Below are 16,028 nucleotides of genomic sequence, written 5' to 3'. Positions count from 1 at the left end.
GCAAGACAATGAAATTTGGAGGATCTTTAATTTCATCAATAGATTTTCCAGAGAAAATATCACTTGTAATCTTTTTTGCTGGATGCCCTTTGCGCTGTCCATATTGTCATAACCCAGAATTGTTAAAAAATGGAAAAGATATTGATGTTGAATCAATAAAGAGAAAAATTTCTTCTTCAAAAGATTTTATAGATGCTGTAGTTTTAAGTGGAGGTGAGCCTCTTTTTCAAGAAAAAGAAGTAGAAGAAATACTAAAACATGCATATTCTCTAGGTTTAAAAACAAAACTTGACACAAATGGTATATATCCCAAGAAATTAAATAGTATCATCAAGTATTTAGATTATGTAAGTTTGGATGTTAAAGCCCCTTTCACTAAATATAAAGAAATTATTGGCAAAAATGTAGGATCTGAAGTTAAAGAGAGCATGAAGATATTAAATAAATCAAAAGTGTATTTAGAATGTAGGACTACATATGTTCCTAAACTTATGACAAAAAATGACATAGTGAAGATCGCAAAAGAAATAGATTGTGACTTATATACCTTACAGCAGTTTAGAAATGAAACAGTTTTAGATCCATATCTAAAAAATATTGAACCTCCAAAGGTTGAGGAGTTAAAAAAAATAGCAAAAACTGTTAAAAACATTGTAAAAAAAGTAAAGATTAAAACAATTGAAGGAGAATACACAATTTAGTTTTTAATAAAAATGGAATAATTTATATAACGAAAAAACCGTATGATCCAACAAGGAGGTGTAGAGAAATGGTTAGACCTTACACCCGTAAAGAATATATCAAGCGTATACCTGCTCCAAAAATAAGACAATTTGACATGGGAGATCCAAATGGAGATTTCGAATTATCTTTAAGCCTTGTAGTTAAAAGACCTGCACAAATATCTCATAATGCTTTAGAAGCTGCTAGAGTCGCTGCAAATAGATATATACAAAGAAAAGCCGGAAGAACAGGATACCATTTGAAAATAAGAGTATATCCACACCATATTGTACGTGAAAATCCAATGGCTGTTGGTGCGGGGGCTGACAGAGTCCAAGATGGAATGAGAAAGGCTTTTGGAAAACCTGTAAGTTTGGAAGCAATAGTAAAGAAAAATCAAAAAGTTGCAACTATTCGAACTAATAAAAGGAATTTTAAAGATGCTAAAGAAGCTCTCAGAAGAGCTGCAATGAAATTGCCTGCCCCATGCAAGATAGTAGTTGATAAAGGCGCCGAACTTGTGAAAGGGGAGATATAATGACATACGTAGCATTTTTTGATGAAATTACAAAAGATGATTTAGAGTTAGCTGGAGGTAAAGGTGCAAATTTAGGTGAAATGTCAAAAGCCGGTATTCCCGTCCCACCAGGATTTATTGTTACTGCTGAAAGTTATCGTAAATTTATAGAAGAAACAGGTTTAGATAGTAAAATAAGAACTTTGTTGGAAGATGTTGATGTAAATAATACTGCAGAACTTCAAAAAGTATCTAAAGAGATAAAAGATAGTATAATGAGTGTTGAAATGCCTGAACATATTAAGACATTAATAATTGAATCTTATAATGCATTATGTCAACAAGTAGGTGAAGATGAGGTATATGTTGCCGTGAGATCTTCTGCTACTGCAGAAGATTTACCTGAAGCGTCTTTTGCTGGGCAACAGGAAACATATTTAAATGTAAAAGGTGCTAAGAACGTTGTACATAATGTTCAAAAATGTTGGGCATCTTTATTTGAAGCTAGAGCTATATTTTATCGAGAACAAAATAATATAGATCATTTTAAAGTTTCTATTGCGGTTGTAGTACAAAAAATGGTAGATGCTGAAAAATCTGGTGTAATGTTTACTGCGCATCCTTCAACTGGTGAAGATGTAATGGTAATAGAAGCATCTTGGGGACTTGGAGAAGGGGTTGTTTCAGGTGCTGTAATTCCTGACACTATTGTAGTTGATAAAAAAACTGGTGAGATATTAGACTACAAAGTATCTAAGAAAAAAGTAATGTTTGTTAGAGAAAATGGAGGAACTGTGAAAAAGAAGGTACCTAAAGAATTACAAAATGAAAGAGTGCTGGATGATAAAGAGATAGAAGAATTAATGAAGATTGGAAATAAAATACAAGAGCATTATGGATTTCCACAAGATATAGAATGGGCAATCGAAAATGGCAATGTTTACATTTTACAAAGCCGTCCTATAACTACATTGAAAAAAGAAAAACCAAAAGTTAAGGAAGAAGGTAAAAAAGTTAGAGAGATATTAGTTAAAGGTTTGGGTGCAAGTCCTGGACTAGCCTCTGGTAAAGTAAGAATTGTGAAGAGTATGGAACATTTGAATAAAGTGAAACATGGTGACATATTGGTCACTGAAATGACAACTCCTGACATGGTTCCTGTTATGAAAAAAGCAAGTGCAATTGTCACAGATGAAGGTGGAGTAACATGCCATGCAGCTATAGTTTCAAGGGAATTAGGGATTCCATGTGTTGTAGGTACTGGAAACGCTACTAAAACACTGAAAGATGGAGAAGAAGTAGTGGTTGATGGAAAAAAAGGTATTGTATACAAAGGAAAACTTAAAAAGGAAGAAGCTAAAGAAAAAGAAGTTGAAAAAGTTGTTACAAAAACACCGCCTATTACTGCCACTGAAGTAAAAGTAAATATAAGTATACCAGAAGCAGCTAAAAAAGCTGCTGCAACTGGTGCAGATGGTGTAGGACTCCTAAGAACAGAACATATGATACTATCGATGGGTGTCCATCCTAAAAAGTTTATAATGGAAGGGAAAGAAGAGGAACTCATTGAAGAATTAGCCAAAAACATATTGAAGGTTGTGGATGCGTTTTATCCAAAACCAGTATGGTACAGGACATTAGATGCACCAACAGATGAATTCAGAGAGTTGGAAGGTGGAGAAGACGAACCTTTTGAACACAACCCAATGCTTGGATGGAGAGGCATCAGAAGGGATTTAGATGAGCCAGAAATTTTAAAAGCTGAATTTAAAGCTATTAAAAAGCTATGTGAGCAAGGATATGACAACATCGGCGTCATGTTACCTCTTGTCCAACATCCTGATGAAGTAATTGCTGCTAAAAAAATTGCTAGAGAAGTTGGACTTGAACCACACAAAGATGTAGAATTTGGAATAATGGTGGAAACACCATCTGCAGCATTGATTATAGATGATTTCATTAAAGCAGGCATTGATTTTGTAAGTTTAGGGACAAACGACTTGACACAATACGTACTAGCAATTGATCGTAATAATGAACTTGTGTCACATCTATACAGTGAGGAACATCCGGCTGTAATGAAACTAGTAAAAAATGTAATTAAAAAATGTAAGAAGGCCGGTGTTAAAACAAGTATTTGTGGTCAGGCAGGAAGTACACCTCACATAGTAGAGAAATTGGTGGAATATGGGATAGACAGTGTATCTGCAAATATAGATTCAGTTGAAGAAATTAGAGATGTTGTTGCTAGACAAGAAAAGAAATTAGTATTAAAAGCTGCTAGAAAAATGCTTGAAAATGATGGAAAAAGGTCTCAGTGAAAAACAAGTGCTCAAAGAATTAAAAAATTATAAAAAATTAGATTGCAGTTATTCTTCAGGTAAAATATTAGGTTCAATGTGTACAGAGCCACATCCATTTGCAAAAAAAGTATATTATGAATTTTTAACAACCAACTTGGGAGATCCTGGATTATTTAGAGGAACCTCTATTTTAGAAAAAGAAACAATACAGATGCTCTCATCTCTATTAAATGCAGAAAAAGCATATGGTAATATAGTTACAGGAGGTACAGAAGCTAACTTAATGGCTATGAGGGCTGCAAGGAATATCAGTAACATTGAGAAACCAGAAATTATTGTGCCTGCATCAGCACATTTTTCGTTTAATAAAGCTTCTGAAATTTTAAATTTAAAATTAAAAATTGCAAAATTGGATGAAGAATATAAAGTTGATGTAGAATCTGTTAAAGACAAAATAACTTCAAACACTGTAGCTATTGTAGGTATAGCCGGTACTACAGAACTTGGAAAAGTTGATCCAATACCAGAACTCTCAAAATTATGTGAAGATGAAAATATATATTTACATGTTGATGCTGCATTTGGAGGTTTTGTAATACCTTTTTTGAAAGATATTGGCTACAAATTACCAGACTTTGATTTTAAGTTGGGAGGTGTATCTTCAATAACTATAGATCCCCACAAAATGGGATTAGTTCCAGTGCCTGCAGGTGGTATTTTATTTAGAAAAAAGGAATACATCGATGTTCAAAGTGTGTACACACCTTATTTAACTGAAGAACGACAATCTACAATTGTAGGTACGAGAACTGGCGCATCTGTAGCAGCTACTTGGGCAATGCTGAAATATATGGGTAGAGAAGGTTATAGAAAAGTTGTTAGGGAATGCATGGAAACAACAAAATTTCTTGCTAAAAAAATCTCTAAAATCGGCCTTGATTTAATTACAAAACCTGAGCTAAATATCGTGGCATTTGATCCTGGAGATACTTATGAAGTTGCAAAAAAACTAGAAAATCTTGGATGGTTAGTCTCCGTTTCTAAAAATTTAGATGCAATTAGGATTGTTGTAATGCCACATATAACTAAAGATCATGTGAAAAAATTTATTGAAGATTTGGAGGATGTTATTTGATAATAAACACACCTGTAAAGAAAAAAGACATCAAAAAATTAAAAGTTGGTGACAAAGTATCAATTTATGGATATATTTACACAGGAAGGGATGCAGCGCTTCCTAAGCTTGTCAAATATCTTAAAAATAAAAAGGAATTGTTTAATATTGAGGGATCTGTAATAATGCATACAGCTGTAACGCCTGCCGGTATAGGTCCAACAAGCAGTAACAAAAAAGAGATTGAAGAAAATATTCCGTATTTAGTAAAAAAAGGTGCTAGAATACACATAGGTAAAGGATACCTCAAAAAAGAAACTGTAGATGCAATAAATAGATATTGTGGTGCATTTGTTATTACACCTCCAATTTCTGCATATTTAACTGATAAAATAATATCAAAAGAAGTTGTTGCTTTTCCTGAAGAAGGGATGGAAGCCATATTTAAACTTAAAGTGGAGGGAATACCTGGAATTGTTGCAGTTGCTAATGGAAAGTCTTTATTTTAATTCTATAATCTTTTTACCTTTTTTAGATGGTATTATTTTTATTTTTGCATTTTTAAATTTCTTTTCTAATTCAGAACCTTCAAAAAACATGTGTAAAAAAACTGCAAGCGATGATACCTCTGAGTGAGGTTGATTTGTAACTGCTACATTCCAATCAGCAAGCTCAAAGACTTCTCCAGGTACTTTTGAACTACCAACTACAATTAGTTTATCTTTATCGTTTTTCAATTTGTCAATGACTTTTTGAACTGGCAACCCATACATTGTTAAATGAATTACTTCACCACCTTTTGATTTCCAATTTTTAATTACTTTTCTCCAATTTTTACAATATTCAATACTAAATGGTCCTCCCCATCTTTCAACAACGTCTTCAACATTTTTTATAAGTTTTTCATCCTTTTCGCCACTTAATATTATTTTTGATGCACCAAATGCCCTTGCAGCGAGGCATACATGGGTAGTTACTCTAGCATCTCTCTTTTTCCTATGACCTAATCTTAACACTGCTATCATGTAAGGCCCTCTAAATTCATAAACATTAAAGAAACCATTCTTGCAATTTCATTGGATGCTCCTAAGACATCGCCTGTGGCCCACCTAAAATAAATTCTACTATATATCCCTACTACTATGCCAGCAATTATTCCACCCACTACTCCTAAAATACCAGTATATCTCAATATAGCAAATGCTATTAATATAGTTAATGTTATTGACAAGAAAAATTTTCTTGCATTCATGTTTTTTATGAAATGACGTCCTGTTCCATTAATATATGGCCTAGAAATTGTACAGCAAGAAACTATACCTAATTTTGCACTCATTTCAGAAACAACTAGGCATTGAAAAATTTTACTAAACGGTATCGGATAAATTGATAAAATCGTCATTATCCCAATTAAAAAGAACAGTGAAATACCACCCACGCCAACTTTTAGATCTCTCATAACTTCTATTCTTTTTTCTGGAGTAGAATGAACCATCATTGCATCGCCTACGTCAATTAAACCATCTAAATGATGAAACCCTGTGAACCATAGGGTAAATGCATAAGTTATGGCTGCAGAAAGTAAAGGATGAAATAAAAATCTTGAAAAATATCCTACAACTCCAACAAATACTCCTATCATGCAACCTATCACTGGCCAAAACCATGTATAGACTGCTATATCACTAGCAGGTAAATGCACACCTGTAGGTATTTTTGTTGAAAATGATATTAAACCAAGAAGTCTTTTCATGGTTTCACCTATTCTTCAAATATTTTTGACATGCAACCTGCAATTAAACCAGCTACAACATCGTCCATTAATGGTGGTAATTTGGATATTATTCCTGGTTTTTCTTCATCATATCTTTTAAAATTAAAAATTGCTTTTGTTCCTGCAATTTGATTTGCTATAGCCATTCCAAAAACTTCATCTGTATATAAGTATGCAGGATCATCATCAATATTAAAACCTTCAATTCTGTAAAAATGGAAATCTTCTTCCACCCGCATAGCAGCCATAATTAATGTTACTACATTTATATCATCCAATGCCTTATTTATTTGATGTTTTAGTTTATTACGTAATTTTTCAGTAGTTTCAACGCCTACACAAAGTTCCATACCAGCATCTACCAATTTTTCAATACTTATTCCAAAATCTTTGAGATATTCATGTATTTTCTTCGTTTTAACTTTTCTTAAAACTTTTTTAAAGACATCCTCAGCTATATCTTCTAATTTTGAAAAGATTTTATCTGTAGTAATTTTCTGCATCTTAACCGGTGATATTATCAATATATTCCTAATTTCAAAATCCTTTTCCTTTAAAATATTTTTCAATGTTTCCACAGTTATTTTAAAACATTTTATCATCTCTCGCTTGTCTAAGGTTTTGTTTAGTATTAACATGACATCAAAAATAGGTTCTTCTTCATTGAAGAAAACTATAAAATTAAAATTTTTTGTAGTTTCTAAACAATAATTGTTAAAACCCCTTAAACACCCTTTTGTATTTTTATCTACGCTCAATTTACTTTTTCTTGTATAGATAACTTTCTTAACATTTTCAATGTCCATGTTTAAGTCACAGACTCCAATTGTTGAAAATCCTTTGTCTCTATATAAATATATCGTTCTTTTTGTTTTTTTGATCCATGGGATAGCATCTATATCTTTACACACTTTTATCACCGAAATAAATTTAGGTTTGAAAAATCCTCCAAAAAATATTTTTTATTAATAAAAGTGGAAATTTTATAATATTAATGTTGTTGGGTTTGGAGGATAATGAAATGTTAAAGGATGAAACTGTCAGAAGGTTAATATCTGATCTTAAAAGCAAAGATGAATATGTTAGGACCCAAGCAATGGAATTGCTTGAGGAAATTGGAAATGGTGCAGTTGCACATTTAATTGATGCACTATCAGATGAAAATAAGTATATAAGAGCAGGGGCAGCGCGAGTTCTTGGCAATATTGGGGATACCAAGGCTATAGAACCTCTAATAAATGCATTAAGAGACGAAAGCAAGATTGTGAGAAGAGAAGCAAGTACTGCATTATGTAAGATTGGGAAAAATGCTGGTAAAAAATTAGCAAAGTTATTAGATGATGAAGATTGGAGAGTTAGAGGAGCAGCTGCATGGATAATTGGTGAAATAAAATATAAACCTGCAGTTAAAAGATTGGTTGAATTGCTTGATGATAAAAGTGGATTTGTAAGAACAGGTGCTGCATGGGCCCTTATGAATATTGGAGGGAAGGAAGTTGAGGAAAATATGAAAAAAATAATGAAAAATGGATCTGAATTTGCTAAACGCATTGCAAAACATTATTTAAGTAAAAAATAGATTTTAAATTAATGAGTAATTTAAAACTCTAAAAACAATTACATCAACATTTTTAATCTCTTCTCTATGGAATTCATATATGCATGGAATTGGAAATGTATATTGAAAAACATGGGTCACTTTGCCTCCATGCTTTTCAAAATATTTTTTGATAAATGATCCACTGCCTTTTGCATGAAATGAATATATTACTTTAGATAATTCCAATGCCTTTTTTATGAATTTTTTGTCCATTCCTTTTTTAGCAGATTTTTGTATACCGAATGGTGGGTTTTGAATTAAGGTATCTACTTCACCCACAATTTGAAATATTTCTTTTTTTGAAATTTTTAATACATTTTTTTTCAAAAACAAAATATTTTTTAATTTAAGTTCTCTAGACAATGATTCTGCAGTTTTAATAACATCTTCGTCTATGTCTATACCTAATACTTTTTTTGCACCTAATAATGAAGATCCTATAGAAAATATCCCGGTACCACAACCTAAATCCACCACAACTTTTTTATTTATGTCCCCTAAAATTTTAGCATTCCATAATAAATCTGCAGCTATGTTGGCGGGGGTTAAATATTGTTCTAACTCTGGTTTTGGATTTGATGGTTGTGGAACTTTTTGGAGTATCATTTCAAGTTGTTTTTTACGGTATATTTCTACAGGAATGTTCTCTTTTCCTGACATGCTTTTCACACTAATCTTCTATTTAATGATTCTATCTTAACTAATAACGAGCTTGTTAAATTCCTCCTTATTATTTTTAGTTTTTTCGTAGGTTTTATATTTACAGTATTAAAATTAAAATTTAAAGCAATGTTCTAACATTAATTAGTAAATGTTAAATTTGACATCGAAAATTATAAATAAGAGCAACTATAACTTCCCTTTGTATAAATAAAGGATGTGTTAAAACGAAGTCTAAAGCTGTATTAATCCTCTCAACATTGCTAGTTCTGTTGGCAATTTCTCAAGCATATGGAGTTAAAGAAGTTTATCCTGAGAATGGCACTTTTAAAGATGTAATAAAATACTCTAATCCTGGAGAAACAATATTTCTGCATAATGGGACATATTATGCTTCAGGAATTGTGATAGATAAGAATTTAACTATTGCAGGTGAAGATAAGGATGGAGTTGTAATTGATGCTCAGAGGGAAGGCCCTATATTCATAATTTCCAGCGGTGCAAATGTAAGGTTGATAAATTTAACATTGACCAATGGAAAAGGAGAATATGGTGGTGCAATAGATAATAATGGATATTTAGAGGTTGAGAACTGTAAATTTAAGGATAATTATGCTAGTGAAGAAGGGGGAGCAATCTACAACAATGGCTACCTGGAAATATCAAATAGTGAGTTTATGGGCAATGGAGATGCAATTGCTAATCATTGTATTCTAAACATAACAAGAAGTACATTTAGTGACAATGAAGGAAGTGCAATCATTAATAAAAGAATAGCCTCTATTAAAGAAAGTATATTTAGGAATAATCTAGCATGTCTTGGAGGAGCAATCTACAATGAAGGTTACATGGATTTAACTAAATGTTTATTTACAGGGAACAGAGGAGTTAAATATGATGGTGGTGCCATTTATAATGAATACAATGGTAATTTAACAATTGATAAATGTAAGTTTGAGAATAATAGTGCTGGTTACTGGGGCGGCGCCATTCATAATGCCGGTAATTTAAAAATAACAAATTCTATATTTAATAAAAATATGGCAAATAAAAAAGGTGGCGCCATTGATAATGGTTGGCCTGGTAATCTAATAATAGACAATTGTATATTTGATAGTAATATTGCTACTGAAGATGGTGGCGCTATTGTCACTGATGGTGATTTAATAATTACAAATTCTATATTTAAGTACAATGAGGCTGGAAAAGATGGAGGAGCTATCTATATTCTTGCATTTTACACTATGGAGCATCTGTACCCTAGTGTCAGTGTAGATTATTCAAATGTTTTCTTTAATAATATACCAAATAATATACACTATGAATCATTCAATTACAATATAACCCTCACAAATTTAGGAGCATCGACAATAACCATAAAATATTACATCACAGTTTACACAAATCCTGTTAATGGAAAGAAAGTTGGCTATAAGGAAGTAACAATAACTCTAAAGCCAAAAGAAAGGAAAACAATAAATCTTGGTAAATATCCGGCAGGATATGCAGTATCTGGAACAATGATTGTTAAAAATCCATCAAAGAATGGAATTCTATTGAATCTTAGAATAAAATATGAAATTGAGCGCTTTAATCTACAAATGAGAGAGATAAATAAATATATAGCCCCAAAAAAGGAATTCAAGTACAAAGTTAGATATACAGGGAATGAAGATAGATTTATTGATATTTGGTGATTCTTTTTTATATTATCTTATTTTTTTTACAAACACAATTTTCGTTAAAAAAAATGAAAAGAAAATAGCAATCATAAAAAAAGATCTTATTTCTATCAGGATGAAATAAGAAAAGTATTTATATAGATGAAGTACAAAACTAACACTTGTTCTAAAAAATACACAACTCTCTCTTACTCCTTCTTTTTCCTCTCCAAAAATACTCTATAAATTAAGAAAACTATATATCAATCCATTACTTTTCTTCATGAATATACCTATGCGTTGAAGATTTAAGGATAAGGATAAGAAATATGGCTAGAAATCATGAGCTTGGAAAGAAGGTTCTAGATGGATAGTTAAGAAAGTAAATCCAAGAGAAACATCAAAAGGATTAATATATAAGGATAAACTAAGAAATTATATATTAGCATGTAGAATACTGTTGAGAGGATGTGACAGCCCTTATAGTCTCAGGTAAGTTTTCTTGATGAAGCAGAAAGCTCCATGAGGAGTACTCCATTATAGTTTTTGAGGTAGGAGGATGTATTCTCATGTTCGAAAAAGTACTTGTAGCAAACCGTGGAGAAATAGCCATACGGGTTATGAGAGCCTGTAGAGAATTAGATATTAACACTGTTGCTGTTTATTCTGATGCAGACAAAAAAGCTCTCTTCACTAATTATGCAGATGAAGCTTATCATATAGGCGGTTCTCATCCATCTCAAAGTTATTTAAATGTCGAAAAAATTGTTTCTGTAGCTGAAGAAGCAGGTGCAGACGCTATTCATCCAGGATACGGTTTTCTAGCTGAAAATCCTAAATTACCAAAAGAATGTGAAAAGCGTGGTATAAAATTTATTGGTCCATCTGCATCAATAATGAAAACTATGGGAGATAAAATAGCTGCAAAAAAATTAATGAGTAAAGTTGGGGTACCTACCATCCCTGGAACTGAGAAAGGTGTGAAAAGCGTAAAGAAAGCTTTAAAAATAGCAGATGAAATAGGGTATCCTGTGATAATAAAAGCTGCTGCAGGTGGTGGCGGGGTAGGAATGAGAACAGTATATGAAGAAGATGAAATGGAAAGAGCCATGGAGTCTGCTAAATCTCTTGCAAAATCTGTATTTGGAGATTCTAGAGTCTACATTGAAAAATATTTTGAGAAACCAAGACATATTGAATTTCAAGTACTTGCAGATGAACATGGGAATGCTATACATTTAGGAGATAGAGAATGCTCTATACAGAGAAGACATCAAAAATTGATAGAAGAAGCACCGTCCCCTATAGTAAATAAAGAATTAAGGGAAAAAATAGGATCTATGGTTGTCAATGCTACAAAAGAAATTGGATATACAAATGCAGGAACCTTTGAGTTTTTGTATGCAGATGGTAATTTTTATTTTCTTGAAATGAATACAAGAATACAAGTTGAACATCCAGTAACTGAAGCCGTTACAGGAATTGACATCGTAAAAGAACAAATAAAAATAGCTGCTGGAGAAGAATTGAATATAACACAAAAAGATGTTAAAATTAATGGTCATGCAATCGAATGCAGAATAAATGCAGAAGATCCTTTATCAGATTTTCAACCATGTCCTGGGAAAATAACAGGTTATAGGTCTCCTGGAGGAATTGGAGTAAGAGTTGATAGTGGAGTTTATATGGGTTATGAAATACCCAGTTTTTATGATTCAATGATATCAAAACTTATAGTGTGGGGTAGAAATCGAAAAGAAGCAATTGTTAGGATGAGAAGAGCATTAAGTGAATACATAATAATCGGTGTTAAAACAACAATACCCTTTCATAAAGCTATGATGGTAGATCCTTTATTTGTAAAAGGAGAATTACACACGCAATTTGTGGATCAACATAAAAAGAGAATTGAAGAGGAAATGAAAAAGATAATAGAGAAAGATCGTGAAAGAGTTTCTAGACAAGTTTCAACGTTTTTACCACCAAAAAAAGTGGCTGCTATTACAGCAGCAATTGGTAGCTATATTGCACATATTCAGAAGAAAGGTGAAAATAAATGAAAGAAAAGGTTTTAAATTTTTTATATGAAAAAAAAGAAGTTTCAAAGAAAGACATAGTTTCTGAATTAGGCATAGATGAAAAAGAATTTGACAAAATCATAGAAAAATTAAAAAATTATTTAAAAATACATAAAGATAAATATAAACTTAAAAATTCTCATAATTTACTTTTACCATCATTGATAAAATCTAAATTAAAAACAAATTACATTGGAAGAAATATTTATTATTTTGACATAGTTGATTCAACAAACCTCACAGCAAAAAAATTAGCTGAGAAAGGTGAAGAAGAAGGCACAATAGTACTAGCTCAGGTCCAAACCAGAGGAAGAGGAAGAGAAAACAAAGAATGGATATCTCCCAAAGGAGGAATTTGGACATCGATAATATTAAAACCAGACATTCCAGCTGTCAATGCTCCACAAATAACTTTAATGACTGCAGTTGCGGTTGCCAAAACTTTGAAAAAATTATTTAAAAATTTAGATGTTGGAATCAAATGGCCAAACGACGTGTTGATAGGTAATAAAAAAGTTTGTGGCATATTAACAGAATCATATTCTAGAAATGAATCTCTTGAATATGTCATTGTAGGAGTTGGAATAGACATAAATGTAGATATAAAATCTTTCCCTATAGAACTTCAAGAAGGTGCAACATCTATAAAAGAAGAATTAGGTAAAGAAGTACCTTTAGTAGATGTTTTATGTGAGTTTTTATATGAATTTGAAAAAGTATATGAAAAATTCAAAGCTGGAAAATTTCAAGAAATACTTAAGGAATGGAGAGCCTTATCTAAAACAATAGGAAGTTACGTAGAAATCAGGAAAAAATTTGGTAAGAGAATAAGAGGAGAAGCTGTTGGTGTAACAAAAGATGGTGCTTTAATTTTAGAACTAGATGATGGAAGACTTAAAAAAATTTTTTCTGGTGCATGTATACACTTAAGTTGAAATTGTAGTAATTTTTCCTAAACCATTTTCTATTTTTAACTCCTTTCCAAGAATTTTTTTAACAACGTAAACATTTGTGTGTGCATGTAATGTAAATTCAGCAGTCCTGACCTTGGAATTTTCTGTCAGTGAAATATAAGGTATTATTTGATCACCCATATATTTATCTAGAGGAGCTCCAGAATTTAAAAAATTCAATAATTCTTTAGCAGCTTCTTTGCCAACTATTTCAGCTCTTTTACCTCTTTCTCCTAATGAACTACTACCAATCCTTGTGTTTCCTTTTGCCCATAAAACAATGCCTGAACCTGGAGACAAAGATTCATTATCATGCCTTACATCTATATCTACATCTAAACCCGTTTTTTTGAGTATATTATAAGCAGACTTTGCTTGTCTATCTGCAACATGTTTTGGAAGGTTACTAGCATAAGATATTCCTTCTATAGATTCTATTTCACTTTCTATAAGTTTTAATGGCTTTAATTTTTTTATAGGTTTAATTTCTGCTATAACCTTTCCTCCACCTTTAGGATAATATCCTCTCCTTAAAAGAGATATTTTTCCTTTGTAACCCATTTTTTTCAATATAGGTAATGTAACATTAGAAATGTAATCTATAGGGGGGGCCCATTTTACATCAGTTCCCCCAGTGATGGTTATCTTAGTTTTTGATTCTGAAAATGCTGCAGGAATCATCAAAGCTTGTAATACTAACCCAATGCTTCCAGCCGTTCCAATATTAACATTTAAAGATCCTCCTTCTAATTCTTTTGGAGAAAAAATAATTGTGGTTGATCCTAATTTTAGTCCATCAACTTCTGCATTACATAATTTTGAAACAGCTTCGATTGCATTCAAATGTTGGTGTGATAAACCTTTTCTTGGACGATTTGCCCTAATATTGTCTATTCTTATTGTTTTTTTTGTTAATGCTGATAATGCTGTTGCTACCCTTACTAATGCACCGCCACCTTCGCCATATGATCCATCAATTTTGATCATTTTTGGCACCGTAAATTATTTCTTTGCATCTTTCAGGTGACTTGACAATATCTTTCAATTTTGAAAAGGCATCTAAAAAGATCGTCTTGAGTTCTTCTAACTTAATTCTCTCTGCATCCTTTGATGATAAATCTAATCTTATTGTAGTAGATGCACCTGGCATTCCTACTGCAGGGATTGTTATAATACCTGAACGAAGTAAAATCATTGAAAATAAAAATGCCAAATCCTTTGAACTTAAGTCAGTCTTTATTTTTTGTTTTAAATATTCAGGTTCGATTTTTATACCAGTGGGTGTTTCTTCAACTCCCTCAAAGTCTTTTTCAAGCAATTTCCTAAGTTTTCTTTTTCTTTTAATTGATTTTTTTAATAAATTTGGATTAAATTCTTCTAAAGCCCTTACCATTCCTGCCATTAATGGTGGTTGTGCTTCTAAACCTAACTGATGGGCAGTAGATTTAATTTTATTGATTAATTCTTTTTTACCTGACATTAAACCTCCACGAGGGCCATTCATTAATTTATCAGTGCTTGTTATAACTAAATCAGCTCCTAATTCAATTGCAGTTGGTTGTCCATACAATACTGTTCTCACTCTAGCTCCAGAAGCATCGTCAACAAACACAGGTATATCTCCAGACATTTTAACAATTTTTTCAAAATTTTCAGTTGGCATTACATCTAAATCCATAGTAGCTCCAGTTATAATAATCAAAGACGTATTATCTGGAAAATCTTTTACATCATAATATTCTAAGTATTTTGCTCCAGCTAATTTAACGCTTTTTGGTATTGATGGATGAGATGGTGGCCTGGGTAAGTAATGAACAACATATGTTCCAACCTTTGCAAAAGTTAATATCGTTGCTAATATACCGCTAGTGGTCCTGTTAAAAGCTAAAACTTTTTCTCCACCCAAGTGCTTTTTACCAAGTTCTTGTAATTTTTCTTCAAAAATTGCAGGTCCTACATATGTCTCCAAAATTTTTATATCTTCTTCTTTAATTGGATATCCGCCTGATAATCCTGTTAAGTCAAAAAGAGATTCTCTACCTTTCTTTTTGATCATTGATCTGATGATTCTAAGTGCATTTTCTCTTTTTTTGGTTTCATCAACCTGAGTTTTTACTATCCTCATCTTCATTTCCTTCTTTTTTACTTCTTAATATAATAGTATGGTCTGCTGCATTTTTTAAAGCAACGCTAAAGCCTGGTTCAGCACCAATTACTATAGTTTCTTTCCCATTTTCTTTTGCCTTGTTTATTATGGGTAGAAAATCAGCATCACGTGTCATTAATGCGATAATATCTATGTTAGGATTATATATTAATTCCATGGCCTCAATGGCCATATAAACATCAGTATCTCCAGCAACAACTATAGGTGAAAAACCTTGGTTTGAAATTGCCTCAATTAGTTTATCGGAAGCATATTGATTTAAAAGAACTTTCCCAACCTTTAAATTACCATACTCAGATAAAATTTCTTTAACTTGCTCTAAGTTCAACTTAAATTCTTTTCTAAGCATGTTAGGACCATCAACCAGTAATCCAATATTTCCTGCTCCTTCTTTTTTCTTTTTCCTCTTAATTGGAATATATTCCTTTAAACTAGATATTTTGTCAAGAGGTGGCATTACCAATCCTCCAAAAATTTA

The 16,028-nt window shown here is 31.9% G+C and carries 16 protein-coding genes; 9 read left to right on the top strand and 7 right to left on the bottom strand.

Annotated elements, in window-relative coordinates:
• The first annotated feature begins 8 nt into the window (after nucleotides 1-8).
• From ACZ5LY_RS05985 to ACZ5LY_RS05965, 5 genes are all read left to right on the top strand, one after another.
• Nucleotides 9-701, top strand: a complete 693-nt coding sequence (locus tag ACZ5LY_RS05985; RefSeq protein ID WP_013413208.1) for an anaerobic ribonucleoside-triphosphate reductase activating protein — start codon at nucleotides 9-11, stop codon at nucleotides 699-701.
• Nucleotides 702-769: 68 nt separating this feature from the next.
• On the top strand, nucleotides 770-1,261 hold the full coding sequence (gene rplJ, locus ACZ5LY_RS05980) for a 50S ribosomal protein L16 (RefSeq protein ID WP_013413207.1): 492 nt from the start codon (nucleotides 770-772) through the stop codon (nucleotides 1,259-1,261).
• Nucleotides 1,261-3,561 carry a phosphoenolpyruvate synthase gene (gene ppsA, locus ACZ5LY_RS05975; RefSeq protein WP_464577404.1) on the top strand — a complete coding sequence of 767 codons (2,301 nt, stop codon included), beginning with the start codon at nucleotides 1,261-1,263 and terminating at the stop codon, nucleotides 3,559-3,561. The genes rplJ and ppsA overlap by 1 nt, the downstream gene beginning before the upstream one ends.
• Entirely contained in the window at nucleotides 3,539-4,678 is a 1,140-nt protein-coding gene (gene mfnA / locus ACZ5LY_RS05970) for a tyrosine decarboxylase MfnA (protein WP_464577402.1), read from the top strand. The genes ppsA and mfnA overlap by 23 nt, the downstream gene beginning before the upstream one ends.
• Nucleotides 4,675-5,166 (top strand): fumarate hydratase C-terminal domain-containing protein, encoded by a 492-nt coding sequence (locus tag ACZ5LY_RS05965; protein WP_013413204.1) that lies wholly within the window; start codon nucleotides 4,675-4,677, stop codon nucleotides 5,164-5,166. Before mfnA ends, ACZ5LY_RS05965 begins: the two co-directional genes overlap by 4 nt.
• Here ACZ5LY_RS05965 and ACZ5LY_RS05960 read toward each other — a convergent pair.
• From ACZ5LY_RS05960 to cobZ, 3 genes are read right to left on the bottom strand one after another with little or no spacing between them, the layout of a single operon-like run.
• Nucleotides 5,158-5,682 (bottom strand): tRNA (cytidine(56)-2'-O)-methyltransferase, encoded by a 525-nt coding sequence (locus ACZ5LY_RS05960; protein ID WP_013413203.1) that lies wholly within the window; start codon nucleotides 5,680-5,682, stop codon nucleotides 5,158-5,160. The two genes, ACZ5LY_RS05965 and ACZ5LY_RS05960, sit on opposite strands and share 9 nt — an antisense overlap.
• On the bottom strand, nucleotides 5,679-6,410 hold the full coding sequence (gene cobS / locus ACZ5LY_RS05955; protein WP_013413202.1) for an adenosylcobinamide-GDP ribazoletransferase: 732 nt from the start codon (nucleotides 6,408-6,410) through the stop codon (nucleotides 5,679-5,681). The genes ACZ5LY_RS05960 and cobS overlap by 4 nt, the downstream gene beginning before the upstream one ends.
• Nucleotides 6,411-6,418: 8 nt before the next feature.
• Nucleotides 6,419-7,342, bottom strand: a complete 924-nt coding sequence (gene cobZ / locus ACZ5LY_RS05950; RefSeq protein ID WP_245526738.1) for an alpha-ribazole phosphatase CobZ — start codon at nucleotides 7,340-7,342, stop codon at nucleotides 6,419-6,421.
• A gap of 110 nt (nucleotides 7,343-7,452) precedes the next feature.
• Here cobZ and ACZ5LY_RS05945 point away from each other — a divergent pair, with 110 nt between their 5' ends.
• On the top strand, nucleotides 7,453-8,010 hold the full coding sequence (locus ACZ5LY_RS05945) for a HEAT repeat domain-containing protein (RefSeq protein WP_013413200.1): 558 nt from the start codon (nucleotides 7,453-7,455) through the stop codon (nucleotides 8,008-8,010).
• 3 nt (nucleotides 8,011-8,013) lie between these two features.
• Here ACZ5LY_RS05945 and ACZ5LY_RS05940 read toward each other — a convergent pair whose 3' ends face one another.
• Complete coding sequence (locus ACZ5LY_RS05940; protein ID WP_013413199.1) at nucleotides 8,014-8,691, bottom strand: METTL5 family protein; 678 nt, start codon at nucleotides 8,689-8,691, stop codon at nucleotides 8,014-8,016.
• 272 nt (nucleotides 8,692-8,963) lie between these two features.
• Between ACZ5LY_RS05940 and ACZ5LY_RS05935 the strand changes: the two genes are divergently transcribed.
• The 3 genes from ACZ5LY_RS05935 to ACZ5LY_RS05925 all read left to right on the top strand — a co-directional run bounded on the left by ACZ5LY_RS05935 (nucleotide 8,964) and on the right by ACZ5LY_RS05925 (nucleotide 13,365).
• Nucleotides 8,964-10,388 (top strand): hypothetical protein, encoded by a 1,425-nt coding sequence (locus ACZ5LY_RS05935; protein WP_464577398.1) that lies wholly within the window; start codon nucleotides 8,964-8,966, stop codon nucleotides 10,386-10,388.
• Nucleotides 10,389-10,921: 533 nt separating this feature from the next.
• On the top strand, nucleotides 10,922-12,412 hold the full coding sequence (locus tag ACZ5LY_RS05930) for an acetyl-CoA carboxylase biotin carboxylase subunit (RefSeq protein WP_013413197.1): 1,491 nt from the start codon (nucleotides 10,922-10,924) through the stop codon (nucleotides 12,410-12,412).
• The gene (locus tag ACZ5LY_RS05925) at nucleotides 12,409-13,365 is read left to right on the top strand and encodes a biotin--[acetyl-CoA-carboxylase] ligase (RefSeq protein WP_464577395.1); all 957 of its coding nucleotides are present in this window, start codon (nucleotides 12,409-12,411) and stop codon (nucleotides 13,363-13,365) included. The genes ACZ5LY_RS05930 and ACZ5LY_RS05925 overlap by 4 nt, the downstream gene beginning before the upstream one ends.
• On the opposite strand, the gene rtcA is transcribed toward ACZ5LY_RS05925, so the two are convergent.
• The 3 genes from rtcA to ACZ5LY_RS05910 are packed head-to-tail and all read right to left on the bottom strand — an operon-like array spanning nucleotide 13,357 to nucleotide 16,007.
• Nucleotides 13,357-14,370: an RNA 3'-terminal phosphate cyclase gene (gene rtcA / locus ACZ5LY_RS05920; protein ID WP_464577393.1), complete on the bottom strand. Its 1,014-nt coding sequence runs from the start codon at nucleotides 14,368-14,370 to the stop codon at nucleotides 13,357-13,359. The genes ACZ5LY_RS05925 and rtcA overlap by 9 nt on opposite strands.
• Nucleotides 14,357-15,508, bottom strand: coding sequence for a TIGR03576 family pyridoxal phosphate-dependent enzyme (locus ACZ5LY_RS05915; RefSeq protein ID WP_464577391.1), 1,152 nt, complete (start codon nucleotides 15,506-15,508; stop codon nucleotides 14,357-14,359). The genes rtcA and ACZ5LY_RS05915 overlap by 14 nt, the downstream gene beginning before the upstream one ends.
• Entirely contained in the window at nucleotides 15,483-16,007 is a 525-nt protein-coding gene (locus ACZ5LY_RS05910) for a TIGR00288 family NYN domain-containing protein (protein ID WP_013413193.1), read from the bottom strand. The genes ACZ5LY_RS05915 and ACZ5LY_RS05910 overlap by 26 nt, the downstream gene beginning before the upstream one ends.
• Nucleotides 16,008-16,028: the final 21 nt, after the last annotated feature.

Source organism: Methanothermus sociabilis, from assembly GCF_055392295.1.
Note: the sequence above shows the minus strand (reverse complement) of the source record. Positions and strands in the feature narration are given on the sequence as shown.

Coding starts and splice junctions, on each gene's coding strand:
- ACZ5LY_RS05910 (WP_013413193.1), bottom strand. CDS start 16,007: ATGCCACCTCTTGACAAAATATCTAGTTTAAAGGAATATATTCCAATT.
- mfnA (WP_464577402.1), top strand. CDS start 3,539: ATGATGGAAAAAGGTCTCAGTGAAAAACAAGTGCTCAAAGAATTAAAA.
- ACZ5LY_RS05960 (WP_013413203.1), bottom strand. CDS start 5,682: ATGATAGCAGTGTTAAGATTAGGTCATAGGAAAAAGAGAGATGCTAGA.
- ACZ5LY_RS05985 (WP_013413208.1), top strand. CDS start 9: ATGAAATTTGGAGGATCTTTAATTTCATCAATAGATTTTCCAGAGAAA.
- ACZ5LY_RS05940 (WP_013413199.1), bottom strand. CDS start 8,691: ATGTCAGGAAAAGAGAACATTCCTGTAGAAATATACCGTAAAAAACAA.
- rtcA (WP_464577393.1), bottom strand. CDS start 14,370: ATGATCAAAATTGATGGATCATATGGCGAAGGTGGCGGTGCATTAGTA.
- rplJ (WP_013413207.1), top strand. CDS start 770: ATGGTTAGACCTTACACCCGTAAAGAATATATCAAGCGTATACCTGCT.
- ppsA (WP_464577404.1), top strand. CDS start 1,261: ATGACATACGTAGCATTTTTTGATGAAATTACAAAAGATGATTTAGAG.
- ACZ5LY_RS05945 (WP_013413200.1), top strand. CDS start 7,453: ATGTTAAAGGATGAAACTGTCAGAAGGTTAATATCTGATCTTAAAAGC.
- ACZ5LY_RS05930 (WP_013413197.1), top strand. CDS start 10,922: ATGTTCGAAAAAGTACTTGTAGCAAACCGTGGAGAAATAGCCATACGG.
- cobS (WP_013413202.1), bottom strand. CDS start 6,410: ATGAAAAGACTTCTTGGTTTAATATCATTTTCAACAAAAATACCTACA.
- ACZ5LY_RS05915 (WP_464577391.1), bottom strand. CDS start 15,508: ATGAGGATAGTAAAAACTCAGGTTGATGAAACCAAAAAAAGAGAAAAT.
- ACZ5LY_RS05925 (WP_464577395.1), top strand. CDS start 12,409: ATGAAAGAAAAGGTTTTAAATTTTTTATATGAAAAAAAAGAAGTTTCA.